This window comes from Enterococcus avium, from assembly GCF_002891025.1.
GTDB lineage: Bacteria > Bacillota > Bacilli > Lactobacillales > Enterococcaceae > Enterococcus_A > Enterococcus_A avium.
On the sequence record NZ_NBSL01000002.1, the window covers coordinates 2,366,410 to 2,378,981 of the forward strand.

At 39.8% G+C, this 12,572-nt stretch carries 12 protein-coding genes; 2 read left to right on the top strand and 10 right to left on the bottom strand.

Going from position 1 to position 12,572, the window contains the following annotated elements; genetic code table 11:
- Window positions 1-74: 74 nt before the first annotated feature.
- Window positions 75-392 carry a hypothetical protein gene (locus AUF14_RS11850; protein WP_102866061.1) on the bottom strand — a complete coding sequence of 106 codons (318 nt, stop codon included), beginning with the start codon at window positions 390-392 and terminating at the stop codon, window positions 75-77.
- A 1-nt stretch (window position 393) separates the two neighbouring features.
- A complete protein-coding gene (locus AUF14_RS11855; protein ID WP_049221827.1) occupies window positions 394-1,326 on the bottom strand; it encodes an NADP-dependent oxidoreductase in 933 nt (310 codons plus the stop codon).
- A 322-nt stretch (window positions 1,327-1,648) separates the two neighbouring features.
- Here AUF14_RS11855 and AUF14_RS11860 point away from each other — a divergent pair, with 322 nt between their 5' ends.
- On the top strand, window positions 1,649-2,836 hold the full coding sequence (locus tag AUF14_RS11860) for an IS110 family RNA-guided transposase (RefSeq protein ID WP_002297293.1): 1,188 nt from the start codon (window positions 1,649-1,651) through the stop codon (window positions 2,834-2,836).
- Window positions 2,837-2,927: 91 nt separating this feature from the next.
- Here the strand turns inward: AUF14_RS11860 and AUF14_RS11865 are convergent, their stop codons facing one another.
- The 4 genes from AUF14_RS11865 to AUF14_RS11880 all read right to left on the bottom strand — a co-directional run bounded on the left by AUF14_RS11865 (window position 2,928) and on the right by AUF14_RS11880 (window position 8,921).
- Window positions 2,928-3,407: a GNAT family N-acetyltransferase gene (locus AUF14_RS11865; protein WP_102866062.1), complete on the bottom strand. Its 480-nt coding sequence runs from the start codon at window positions 3,405-3,407 to the stop codon at window positions 2,928-2,930.
- Window positions 3,408-3,559: 152 nt separating this feature from the next.
- Window positions 3,560-5,440 carry an ABC transporter ATP-binding protein gene (locus AUF14_RS11870; protein WP_016179528.1) on the bottom strand — a complete coding sequence of 627 codons (1,881 nt, stop codon included), beginning with the start codon at window positions 5,438-5,440 and terminating at the stop codon, window positions 3,560-3,562.
- On the bottom strand, window positions 5,430-7,169 hold the full coding sequence (locus AUF14_RS11875; RefSeq protein ID WP_049221831.1) for an ABC transporter ATP-binding protein: 1,740 nt from the start codon (window positions 7,167-7,169) through the stop codon (window positions 5,430-5,432). The genes AUF14_RS11870 and AUF14_RS11875 overlap by 11 nt, the downstream gene beginning before the upstream one ends.
- A 297-nt stretch (window positions 7,170-7,466) precedes the next feature.
- Window positions 7,467-8,921 (bottom strand): helix-turn-helix domain-containing protein, encoded by a 1,455-nt coding sequence (locus tag AUF14_RS11880; protein WP_102866063.1) that lies wholly within the window; start codon window positions 8,919-8,921, stop codon window positions 7,467-7,469.
- 243 nt (window positions 8,922-9,164) lie between these two features.
- On the opposite strand from AUF14_RS11880, the gene AUF14_RS11885 reads away from it, so the two are divergent.
- Complete coding sequence (locus AUF14_RS11885; protein WP_049221835.1) at window positions 9,165-10,193, top strand: sortase domain-containing protein; 1,029 nt, start codon at window positions 9,165-9,167, stop codon at window positions 10,191-10,193.
- A 53-nt stretch (window positions 10,194-10,246) separates the two neighbouring features.
- On the opposite strand, the gene AUF14_RS11890 is transcribed toward AUF14_RS11885, so the two are convergent.
- The 4 genes from AUF14_RS11890 to AUF14_RS11905 form a co-directional block, all read right to left on the bottom strand.
- Window positions 10,247-10,447: a hypothetical protein gene (locus AUF14_RS11890; RefSeq protein WP_040005624.1), complete on the bottom strand. Its 201-nt coding sequence runs from the start codon at window positions 10,445-10,447 to the stop codon at window positions 10,247-10,249.
- The gene (locus AUF14_RS11895) at window positions 10,425-11,729 is read right to left on the bottom strand and encodes an IS91 family transposase (protein ID WP_071879978.1); all 1,305 of its coding nucleotides are present in this window, start codon (window positions 11,727-11,729) and stop codon (window positions 10,425-10,427) included. The genes AUF14_RS11890 and AUF14_RS11895 overlap by 23 nt, the downstream gene beginning before the upstream one ends.
- Window positions 11,730-11,849: 120 nt before the next feature.
- Window positions 11,850-12,065, bottom strand: coding sequence for a hypothetical protein (locus tag AUF14_RS11900; protein WP_048720295.1), 216 nt, complete (start codon window positions 12,063-12,065; stop codon window positions 11,850-11,852).
- On the bottom strand, window positions 12,040-12,357 hold the full coding sequence (locus tag AUF14_RS11905) for a helix-turn-helix domain-containing protein (protein ID WP_048720293.1): 318 nt from the start codon (window positions 12,355-12,357) through the stop codon (window positions 12,040-12,042). Before AUF14_RS11905 ends, AUF14_RS11900 begins: the two co-directional genes overlap by 26 nt.
- Window positions 12,358-12,572: the final 215 nt, after the last annotated feature.

The following is a 12,572-nucleotide window of genomic DNA, read 5'->3' on the forward strand; positions in this document are numbered from 1 at the left end:
ATCACCTTTTTTGACATTCCTTACAATTTGTCATAATTGTATCCCTTTTCAACTAGGAATTGCTAAAGAAATGCTTAAATACTAAGTTTCTTGATCCTGATAAAGCGATTTAAAAGCTGATCTGTCAGTTCCTCGATCGTAGTGGCATCTTCTTTTTCTGATAGGTTCAAAATTGGGGACGTCTCTGTATCTCGCAATCGAATTGGTCGAACCTGATTTCCTTCTTGCCGCAATGTAATCTCGGGATGCGGATTTTTATCACCACAAGGTCCAGCCACCAAATATGCCAATTGATAGCCACCATCAACTTCTCTCAAACGGTAATACCCATCTGCTAAATCCTCTGTTCCATCGAAATTTGCTTTTACTAATAACCACTTCTGCTGATCCATACTAATCCACCTTTTTTATAATAATTTTGCCAGCTGATGGATGCCCCTCCAGCTTTTCATGAGCAGAAACAACACTTGCTAAGGCAAACGGCAGCACTTCTATAATTTTCAACTGGATTTTATCAGACAGCTCTGTGAATACTGTTAATGCCTCGTGGTCAGAATACTCTTTAGATGGTCCAAAAGCTAAATAATTCCCAATTTTCTTTTGTTCACTAGGCAGCTCATTCAATGCCACGAAATTACCGCCGGTTTTCATGATTTTCATGCCTGCTTCACCTGCTCGTCCGCCTTTTGTTGCATCGATCACCGTATCGGCCCGATCTGCAAAAACTTCTCCGGCATCCGTATCATCATAGGCAGCGAAATCGTCAGCACCTAAACTGCGGACCATCGCTTCATTTCGTTTAGAGGCAGAAGTGAGGACCGTCTTTCCCTGCTCCTTTAAAAATTGAACCAGCAATGACCCCACAGCACCAGAAGCCCCCTGCACCATCACCGTCTCACCAATTTTGTCACCCAATAAATGAGTCACTAAGTTATAAGCAGTCAACCAAGGAGTTACAGCGCCTGCCGCAACTTCCCAGGACATAGAATTTGGCTTTTTCACGACCTTTCCCCCAGGCACAACCACTTCTTCACCATAGGTGCCTCCGACTGCATGAACGATTACTTCATCGCCAACTTTAATATGACTGACTTCACCGCCAACCTCAGTTACAACCCCCGCACCATCATTTCCTAAAACGTAAGGAAACTTCAACGTCCGAAAATCACGCATAGCTCCTTGTCTCAGCGCCACATCATATGGGTTAATTGCGAAAGCCGCTAATTCCACTCGAACATGCGTTTCATCCATCGGACGCGATTGTGCCTCGATTTCGATCAATACCTCTTTTGCTTTTCCATAATCCTTCATTGCAAAACGTTTCATCTCTATACATCCTTGTATATTAGAGTTAGGGTTTTAACCTTCCGGTTTTGATTGGATAACCCTATGAACCATCGTTATTTTAATTTGGTATTAACTCATTTCTTTTGAGATAATATATTTATTGGATTGAGAGGCTAAGCCGTTCCCCCCTTGGGTCATTGAACCCGCACTCGAGAGACTGGCTCCTCTCTCTGATAAGTGGATTGCGTATGAGTTAGATGTTGAAAGTCCTTACTTTACTCCGTATCTCGTACAAGGTAGTGACGCTTTTCAGTTGAGTGGATTTCAATCCAAAATTCTTTTTTTGAAAGGTCAGATATACATGTACTTTTTAGGCATTGATATCGGTAAACGCACTCACGTTGCTTCTATCATGAACGAGGAAGGAAAGGTATTACTAAAAGGTTTTTCATTTCCTAACACCACTGAAGGAGCAGAGTCATTAATTGAGCGAATGGTCGACTATTCCGGAGCACCCAGTGACTTTGTTATAGGGATGGAAGCCACGGGGCACTATTGGCTGTCCATCTTTTCATACCTTCACGAATCAGATTATTTGATTCACGTTGTGAATCCCCTTCAAACAGACGGATGGCGTAAAGGTACAGAAATACGGAAACGAAAAAACGATATTATTGATTCTGTTTTGATTGCTGACTTAATGCGCTATGGCTCATTTGTCGAAACGGTCTTATCCGATGAAAATGTTTTTTCTTTGAAACAACTTTCTCGTTACCGAACTTATTTAGTAGGTACAGCGAGCGACTTCAAAAGAAAAATTATAGCCGTATTGGATCAAGTCTTTCCAGAATACGCGACGATTTTTACCAAGCAGGGCGTTTTCGGAAAAGCTTCTAAAGAGTTATTGCTGGCGTTTAGTGCCCCGATCGACTTAGAAAACATTTCCTCAGAAACTTTGGCCCAATACTTAGCTGAGTTAAGCAGGAACCGAATCAAGGCAGAAAAAGCGGACCAATTGAAGCAAGCAGCTTCTAACTCCTTTGGAGTAAAATTTGCTCAAGAAGCGTTCACCTTCCAACTACGTTCAATGATTGAACAATTAAAATTCATTGAAAGCCAAATAAAGGAAACGGAAAGAGAAATCAAGCACATAATGGACACTTTAAATTCTGTTATTCTCACAATTCCTGGAATTGGTCCTATAAACGGTGCGACTATTCTTGGTGAGATCGGAGATATTCAAAAATTTTCTAACCCGAAAAAACTCGTTGCTTACGCTGGGATAGACGCTTCCGTGACACAATCAGGGCAATATGAGGCAACGCATAATGTTATGAGTAAACGAGGGTCTCCATATTTGCGAAAAGCCTTGTTTTCGGCGGCTTTAGTAGCTTCTCAATGTGATCCTGTTTTTAGTGCGTTTTACCAGAAAAAAGTTTCCGAAGGAAAACATCATCTAACTGCCTTAGGTGCGGTTTCTCGTAAGCTTTGTTACGTGATTCATGCTATTTTGACTAAAAACGAGCCTTATATAATTGTTTCTGATTAGCTATTGAACATTCAAAAAAACTAATGGTAAGAAGCTTATTTGTTGTACCCTTTTTTCGGAATTATCTGTTATAAAATATTTTTTGATTTGGCTAATTTTTACTTGACTCTATATAGTTAGTCTCTCTAATAAAAATCATTGGTTGAAAACGAATCCCTGAGACCGTCTCCTCCTCACCGTTAAGTTGAAAGCCTAACCGCTTATAAGCTGGCACTGCATAAGGGGAAGAATTTACGGTCAATTGTTTCGGCGAAAGTTCTGTCAGCATCGCTTGATACATTTTCTTGGCGATTCCTTGACAATGATAGGCTTCGTCAACAAAGAGCAACGCCACATGCTTACCCGAACGAATCGCTAGAACCCCGACAAGCTGCTGATCGATCTTTGTACCCCAAAGCTGTAGCTGTTCGATTACGATTTCCTTTTCCAGCTCCTCGTCCAAGTACGTCATAAAATGTGCCACACCTTCATCAGAATACTCTGGAGCCTCAAACCTCATGAATACTTTTTTAATCAATTCCTTGACCTCCGATAAATCGGATACATCCAATCGTAAAACCGTCATGGACATAGCAGCACTTCCTTTCTCGAAATCTTTAGTTCATTGTAACGATTATCTTTCAATTGTTCCAACTAAATCATTTCAAGTATTTCTTTTCTAGGGACAAAGAGGCCCCCAATAAAAAAGACGTATCTCGCTTTATGCAAGACACGTCTGTAGGATTAATCTAATTCGACTTTCCCGGTATACAATTGATAATACATGCCGCCTTCAGCTAATAGACTTTCATGATCTCCACGCTCAATGATCCGGCCATGATCCATTACCATAATGACATCAGAGTTTTGAATCGTGGATAATCGATGAGCGATTACAAACACCGTCCGACCTTCCATCAAGCGATCCATCCCTGACTGAACAATGCTTTCTGTCCGAGTATCAATACTAGACGTCGCCTCATCCATAATCATCACCGGTGGATCAGCGATCGCCGCTCGAGCGATGGCCAGCAATTGCCGCTGCCCTTGCGATAGACCCTCACCGTCACCAGTAATCACCGTGTCGTATTTCTCTGGTAAATGTTGGATGAAAGTATCCGCATTTGATAATTTTGCCGCTTGATAAACTTCTTCATCTGTCGCACTTAAATTACCGTAACGAATATTTTCTTTGACTGTTCCAGTAAACAAGTGGGTATCCTGCAAAACGATTCCCAAAGAAGAACGCAAAGAATTCTTTTTGATTTTTTTAACGTTGACACCATCATAACGAATCTTACCTTCTTGAATATCATAGAAACGATTGATCAGATTCGTAATGGTTGTCTTACCAGCACCCGTCGCACCCACAAAAGCGACTTTTTGTCCCGGCTCTGCATATAGATTGATATCATGCAGTACAAGCTGATCGTCATTATAGCCAAAATTAACATCCTCAAAACGGACATCGCCGGTTAAACGAACATAAGAAGTCGTTCCATCCTCATGAGGATGTTTCCAAGCCCAGATTCCAGTCCGTTCTTTCGTCTCGATCAATTCACCCTGAACTTCCTTTACGTTTACCAGTGTCACATAGCCATCATCGACTTCTGATTCTTCATCTAATAATTGGAAGATTCGGTCAGCCCCTGCCAGAGCCATAATTACAAAATTAATTTGTTGAGAAATTTGACTAATCGGGCCGTTGAGTGAACGACTCAGTTGCAAGAAGGAAGCAATCATCCCGACAGTCAATGCTGAAACACCGTAAACTGCGAATAAACCGCCAATAATTGCTACAAGCACATATTGGATGTTCAAAAGATTCATCATAATCGGCATCAAGGTATTCGCAGTCGCATTGGCCTTCGTGGCACTTTCCTGTAATTGATCATTGATTACATCAAATTCCTTTATCGCTGTCTCTTCATGGTTGAAAACCTTCACGACTTTTTGGCCGTGCATCATCTCTTCGATATAGCCGTTGACCTTACCAAGTGAACGCTGCTGCTCACCAAAATAACGGCCACTGCGATTGGTGATAAAACGCAGCATCACAAACATCAAAGAGACTGAGACAATCACAAAGCAGGTCAAGGGAACACTTAATGAAAACATGGCGATAAACACAGAAACAAAAGTAACTAAAGCCATCATCAGGTTAGGAATACTCTGTGAAATCATTTGCCGCAAAGTATCTGTGTCATTGGTAAAATGACTCATGATATCACCATCGGCATTTGAATCAAAATAACGTAACGGCAATGTTTCTAAATGAGTAAACATCTGATCGCGAATTTTTTTCTGGGTACCTTCAGATACTTTTACCATGATCAAGTTGTAAGACAAGGTACCAGCAATCCCGATTACATAGATTAAGGCCATAGTCATGATTGCCTTTAACAATCCTGTAAAATTCGGATTGCTTTGACCAATCAGCGGAGTGATATAATCATCGATCACGACCTGTAAGAACAGCGAACCTCGTACATTGGCAAAGGCGCTGATCAGAATCATAAAAAAGACAATGATTAATTGAGCTTTATGTTCTTTTGCCATGATCTTCAGCAAGCGCTTGATGGTTTTGGTGGGTCTGGATTTGGCTGCGGTTCCTCTATTCATCATGTTCCCCAAATCCTTTCTGTTGAGAATCAAAGACTTCTTGATAGATGACATTGTTCGCCAGCAATTCATCATGGGTCCCGATTCCATTGATTTTTCCGTCATCTAAGACAATAATTCGATCGGCATCCTGAATTGAGCTGACCCGTTGGGAAATGATGAAGGTGGTCGTTCCAGGAATTTCCTTTGCTAGGCCTTCACGAATTGCACGATCTGTTTTTGTATCTACCGCGCTGGTAGAATCATCCAAGATCAAAATCTTCGGCTTCTTCAACAATGCACGAGCAATGGTCAAACGTTGCTTTTGTCCACCAGAAACATTATTTCCGCCTTCAGAAATCATCGTGTCATATTTATTAGGAAACTCTTGGATAAAGGAATCGGCTTGAGCGATCTTTGCTGCGTGAATGACTTCCTCTTCCGTCGCATTAGCGTTACCCCAGCGCAAATTATCAGTGATTGTTCCACTGAACAACACATTGTTTTGCAGAACCATCCCCACCTGATCCCGTAAAGTTTCCAAGTCATAGCTCCGCACATCATGACCGCCAACTTTGATCTGCCCATGGGTCACATCATATAATCGTGGAATCAGCTGCACTAGACTGGACTTGGAACTACCAGTTCCACCGACAATCCCGATTACTTCACCAGAAGCGATCCTTAAATCAATGTTTTCTAAAACGAGTTTATCCATGTCATCCTTGTAGCTGAAGCAAACATTCTTGAATTCTACTGAACCATCTGGAATTTCCATCAGTGGATTTTCCCCATTCTTCAGGTCACTTTCTTCATTCAAGACTTCAGTGATACGTTCGGCAGAGGTACGAGCGATCATTAATTGGACAAAGGTCATAGACATCATCATTAAGCTCATCAAAATCTGCATCGTGTAATTGAACATGCTGACTAATTCACCAGTAGACAGATTCCCTTTATTCACAATCAATTCGGCACCCAACCACGAAAGCAGTAACATACATGTATACACTGCTACTTGTAAAAGCGGCATATTAAAGGCCACGATTCGTTGCGCCTTAGTAAAATTATCAAATACCATTTGTGAAACACGACTGAACTTTTCTTCTTCGTATTCCTCACGAACATAGGACTTAACCACTCGAATCCCTTGCAGATTTTCATGAACAACGTTATTCAAACGATCATATGTCCGAAAAACTTTTTCAAACAACGGATGAGCAAAACGAATGATCAGGCCTAAACCAATAATCATGATCGGCACAATCACTAAATAAATCATTGATAGCTCCCGATTAATATGAAACGTCATTACTAAAGAAAAAATCAAGATCAGCGGCGAACGAACTAATATTCGAATCACCATTTGATACGCGTTCTGAACATTTGTTGTATCCGTCGTCAAACGAGTAATTAAACTCGAACTCGAAAAACGATCAATGTTAGAAAAAGAAAAACCTTGGATTCGCTCAAATAAATTATGGCGTAAATTCTTCGCAAATCCCGCTGAAGCGATCGCAGCTGTCCGACCACCTAACGTCCCCATCGCTAATGCAAACAAGGCACATAAAAAGAGCAAGCCTCCATAACGCAAAATCGCATTTGTATCACTTTTTTCTATTCCGTTATCAATCAGACCTGCCATAATCAAGGGCATGATCACATCCATCAAGACTTCCCCCATCGTAAATAAAGGTGTCTGCAGGCTTTGCTTCTTATATTCACCGACATTTGCCAGTAATTTTTTTAACATGCATTCACGTCCTTTCATTAATAATTGCTTATTCTAGTATAGAGATTTTTGTTCAAAAGTTCTAATAAATTCATCTACTTTTCATAAAAAAGAACCATCCCGAGCTTAGGATGATTCTTTCCTCAAAACGAAACTATCTACACCTCATCACTACCAACGATTGGCCAAGTCCGCTGCTCATCGAAATAGCGTGCCTCTTTCTGAGCCTGATCCACAATTTTTTCTGGGCAATCCATTACCTTTAGTAAAGCAATCGCATTTCTTTAGGTACAAAAAAGAAGACCCAACTAGAGCCTTCTAACGTATTTCTTTTACATAAGAACCAATCGAAGTCAGATCACTTTCAGTCAAAAAATCATCTACAATCTTTAAATTACTATAGGAATAATTTTTGATCGGATAATTCGCAATAACCAAATCATACTCCATGAAGCTTTCATCATGTTCAAAATCCAATGCTGAGCCCTCATGAGTTTCAATCACTACCCGATAATAAAAACGACTTTGAATCAGTTCAGCAATCATTTTCGCGTGGCTTACCCCCGAATCACTCACAACAAAAATTTTCACCTTAGCGGCATGTTCATCCAGTGAATGAGCAAGTCCTTCCCATTCCTTAAACAATACTTGTACCACCGAAAAATAAAATTGACTGAACCAAGGTTCCCCCGTCTTTCGTTCTATTCGTAGCAATAGTTGATGGACATACTTTGTAAAATGCGGATACTGCACCTTTGCATTTCGTGAAAAGTACGCCGCCGAATCAAACAAGATTGATTTTGGATACGGCCATACTTGATAGGTAGTTTGGATCTGTAGTAATTTTTGCAAAAGGTTTTTCCGACCTTTATCTGATAGCGGCAAATCGTATACCTGCTCCAATTCACCTAAAAAATTCTCTAAATAATTCAACGTGATCTGACAGTTCGGATCAAAGCGTGTGATAAAGCAAGGGCAAAATAGACTATTCGCCACATCATAATACCAGTGATCTGTCACTGTATAATTGGTATTTTGAACGATTCGATCCGCCTCTGGACGTAAGGTCAAAATTTGATGAATCAATGCTGGTTTCAAATCATACTTCTCACCTCTTGTCAGCTGAAATCCTTGCGAAGTTCGTACGACAATAATTGCCAGTAAATAACTGCTTTCCAGAATTTCACGATCATTGTAAGCAATATCAAAAGATTGATTGGCAGTTTTAATGAAATGAATCATTTTACTACGCTCCAGCTCAAAGGGCCATTCATTGACGCCATATTTTTCTAAAAATAATTGTACATAAAAGACGCGTACCCAGCGTTCATTTTTTGCAGTAATCCGAAACGGTCTACGTTCAAGGACTAATCCTCTTTCATTTAAAACTCTATCAAGTTGCTTAATCATACGATAGAAGGTTGCCTCACTGATATAAAGGGCATTGATCCAGTAGTCCATATCCTCATTTGGCTGAAAAAAGAGCCGTTCTAAAAATATTAATGCCTCAGATTCATTCATCAAATTTCTAGCTAGCTGACGTGTTTTATTGTGAAGGGCATCGTTTAATCTTAATCCATTTGTTCGGGAATACTCTATCCCAACGTGCTCACCCCAAAGATTATTGATCGCGTCTACATCGGACAAAATCGTTTTTACCGAACATTCCAACAAATCAGCAATCATTTCCGGATTCTGCCAGCCAATCAAATCTCTTAATACACCGATAATGGCTAAACGTCGTTGTGTTGTATTTTTAAGTAATCTCCGCACAAAAGTACCCTCCTCAGTCAATTGTCACTATTCTTCAAATCGAATATGCATTTTTAAGTTTTTGGATTATAACATTCTTTGGTCATTATATCATAAAATAACCTTTTGAAAACGGAAAAATATTGATATTTATTTAACTAAAATCCACAAATAACAATCAGGTCTAAATATTATGTTATTTTTATTTCTTATTATCAAGCCATGCTTTATCATTTAAGCAAATCAGGAAAAGGGGTGTTTTCCATGAATTCATCAATGAGAAAACGATTCATTTTTTCAGATGTTATTGTATGTCTTTTCTTTCTAGCCAGTCTGATCATTTTTTCTACTATTTCCGATGCTCAGTCTCAATCAAGGAAAGTGACACATGAGCGTCAAGTAAGGATTTATGGCGAAGACAAAGTTACGATCAATGCGAATGACTCATTCAATCCCAACCAGTACTACAAAGCGGTTGGTGATGACCATCATCCTGTTAAACTAAATTACACGAATATTAACACAAGCAAACCTGGTCGCTACGCTTTAACCTTATCTGCAAAAAACAAACAAGATTACGACAAAAGAACTGTTCTGATTATCATTGAAGAAGAAAAAAGCGTTCAAAAGCCGCAGGTTGAAAAAGAAGCTCAACCAAATCAAACACCTGCCTCCTCTTCAAAAGAAACGACACAAGAAACAGCCAAAAGCTCAGCCACTCAATCTTCAGTAACAAGCGCCCCAATCGAACCATCACGATCAGAAGAAAAGTCTCAAGAGCCCATTCAACAAGAACCCGTCGAAATTGCACAAGAAACATTACAAGTCACGCCTGAAGCGGCAAAACCAACAAATGAAGCTCCTCCTCAACAAAAATCCGTACAGCAGCCAAATCAAATTGCACTTTTAGGAACTTCTATCCCTTATCAAAATGCTGGTCAAGGTAATGGTCAAGGAATCATCAACAGCGGTTCCGTTGCAGCGACTTGGGGCGGTAATCCGATACAATCTGGCACAGATAACCAAAATACTCATTTTATTGGTCATAATCCAGGCGTCTTTTCCTCAATTTTTTCACTTAGTGCGGGAAGTCCAATTATAGTTACAGATAGCTTAGGTAACGCCACGACATATATAGTGAATGGTATCATTCAAGTCGATGACAGCGGCAGAGATATCCATTCTGGACAAGACAACTGGGATCAAATCACATCAGCAGGCGGTGGTGAACGCATTACTTTACAAACCTGTATCACTGACACAGTCAATCTCATCGTCTTTGCACAAGCATAAGAAAACCTCAGGAGAAAACCGCTCCTGAGGACTTTTTGTTTAGATAAATCATTTTATTGTCGATCACTGATTCTAAATTCGTATCCAAGTACGTTCTTATAGTATTCTGGATACATCTCTCCACCACATTTTTCGCAATCAAATTGCGGAGCGTTCTCAGGATCAAATGCAACATCTCCTGCATCCAAAAATTGAACTACTTCCTTTGGAATTTTTTCCTTTATCCCACATTCAAGACAAATGTAATGAACCACTCCATTGGAATCGAAGTTTTTTAAAAGCTGCTTCTTTTTCTTTTTCATACTTACGTTTCGATGCTTCTTCCCCAATTTTTTTATTCTCCTCTCGCATGAATCGTTCCGATTCTTTATTCTTCGCATATTTCACTACAAGTCGTCCATTTTTAGACACACTAACTCCACTAAATTCATAATATTCGCCACATCTAGTACATTCCAATGGATTTACTCCGAATTCTTCGGCTATTCGTTCACACCATGATTTTGGTTTAAGTGCTTTCTTCACATTCACAAGCATTCGTTGAATCTCTTTCTGGTAATTACTTAATACTTTTTTCATGATTGTCTTGATCCGCCGACTATAAATGCCGTATCTACGAATTGTTTTGAACTGGTTCTCTGGAATATGACGAATCAGTGCACCAATAAATTCCTCTGCCGACATCGTCTTTATCTTATCCGTGTTAGTTCGTTTATCATGATACTGAAACATCACTATTTTCCCATCGTACAAAAGGATACGATTTAAAGCAATGGGACCACGTTTCATATAACGACTGATATATTCTAATATCTTTTTGAGAGAAGTTCGGCTCCTTTTGGGTGCATGCACGTAAAAACCCTCTGCATTTTTCGTGTACGCCGCTTGTAAAAGCGGCTGGACTCGTGCCTTATCCCATTGGGATAAGGTTCTTCGAATGAGCTTTAGGACCGCATTCTGCCAATATTTCCTCAACATTGCGAACGGAAAATAGTCATAGTCCTTCCATTTTCCATCCTTCGTCAGTCCACCCATGGTGACGACTAAATGAACATGCGGATTGTATTCTAGCTGAGAACCGAAGGTGTGGAGTGTTGCCACAACCCCAGCTTGTATATGGTGCTTTCTAAAAAAATCTAATAGTATCCGTGCAGCTTCATCCATTAATCCTTTTAAAAGCTCCTTACGATACTTCTCCTTCAGAAAAATCTCACGTAAACCTTCATCGATCGTGAAGATGACGTGTCGATGCGTCACTGTAAACAGATCATTCGCCGCAACCTCTGCCCACCGTTGACTTTCCCCAGTTGCACAAGTTGGACAAAATTTCCCTTTACAACGAAAAGCCACTTTCTTTACATCATGGCATCCTTCACAGACAAATAGACGATAACCTTTTTTAAGGTCACCACAATCGCGAAACTTCTTCACTTCTCTTTTCACAACGGATCGAATCCTTCTTGTGTACCTTTGATTGAATTTCTCCCAGTTTTGATATTCATCAAAGAAAATGGCGTGTAAAATATTGGGTTTCATATCTCCAGTTTAATAGGAAAAAGACCAGATGAAAAGCGGTCAAAAGATTGATGTATCAATCCTTTGACCGCTTAAAATGTTATACTTCCTTTAATGTTAAGAAAAACAGGCTGATTCATGTCAGCCTGTTTTTTTCAATCCTCTTTCTAGAAGAAAGCGAACAATGTGCGCGATAATCATGGTTCCAAAAACAATTCCAGTAGCGACCTTTATCCCCATCGGAACATAACCTGGAGGACCGGGCACCCCGACCATTGCACCAATCATCATCAAGCAGATACCACCTAAATTATAGGTAATCAAAAGCAGTTTATTGATTTTGCGAATCCTCTCCATGATTTTCCCTCCCTTCAGTGACACGCATTCCATAAAAGGCGATTTTATCTCTAACATTCTGTGAATCAGCTAAATAATCTAAAAAACTAGGCTTCGCCTGCCCTAAAAGCGCATCAATACTTTTTCGATAAATTTTGCTAAGAACAATCAGCTGGTCATAATCCGGGGCACTCTTATTTAATTCCCACTTAGAAATGGTTTGCGGTGTGACGTGTAAAAGCTCAGCAAGTTGTTTCTGACTCATTTTTTTCTTTTGGCGAAAATACCTAAGCTGTTCTCCGATTTCAACCATCCTACTCCCTCGTCTCTTCTTTCTTTATCCTCAGTATACAATGAGAAACTTCCGGTTTACTACAAATCATTGATAGATAAATCGTTGAACCGCAAAAAAAGAGACACAACGAATCGTTGTATCCCTCGATAAACTAAGATAAATTACAGTATTAAGAATCCAAACCCAAATTTTATCATTATAATTAAAAAATTCGAAAAAATGCAGTATGATCA

Excerpts from the sequence above, each read along its gene's own strand:
- AUF14_RS11850 (WP_102866061.1), bottom strand. The coding sequence starts at position 392 with ATGGATCAGCAGAAGTGGTTATTAGTAAAAGCAAATTTCGATGGAACA.
- AUF14_RS11855 (WP_049221827.1), bottom strand. The coding sequence starts at position 1,326 with ATGAAACGTTTTGCAATGAAGGATTATGGAAAAGCAAAAGAGGTATTG.
- AUF14_RS11860 (WP_002297293.1), top strand. The coding sequence starts at position 1,649 with ATGTACTTTTTAGGCATTGATATCGGTAAACGCACTCACGTTGCTTCT.
- AUF14_RS11865 (WP_102866062.1), bottom strand. The coding sequence starts at position 3,407 with ATGTCCATGACGGTTTTACGATTGGATGTATCCGATTTATCGGAGGTC.
- AUF14_RS11870 (WP_016179528.1), bottom strand. The coding sequence starts at position 5,440 with ATGATGAATAGAGGAACCGCAGCCAAATCCAGACCCACCAAAACCATC.
- AUF14_RS11875 (WP_049221831.1), bottom strand. The coding sequence starts at position 7,169 with ATGTTAAAAAAATTACTGGCAAATGTCGGTGAATATAAGAAGCAAAGC.
- AUF14_RS11885 (WP_049221835.1), top strand. The coding sequence starts at position 9,165 with ATGAATTCATCAATGAGAAAACGATTCATTTTTTCAGATGTTATTGTA.
- AUF14_RS11895 (WP_071879978.1), bottom strand. The coding sequence starts at position 11,729 with ATGAAACCCAATATTTTACACGCCATTTTCTTTGATGAATATCAAAAC.
- AUF14_RS11900 (WP_048720295.1), bottom strand. The coding sequence starts at position 12,065 with ATGGAGAGGATTCGCAAAATCAATAAACTGCTTTTGATTACCTATAAT.
- AUF14_RS11905 (WP_048720293.1), bottom strand. The coding sequence starts at position 12,357 with ATGGTTGAAATCGGAGAACAGCTTAGGTATTTTCGCCAAAAGAAAAAA.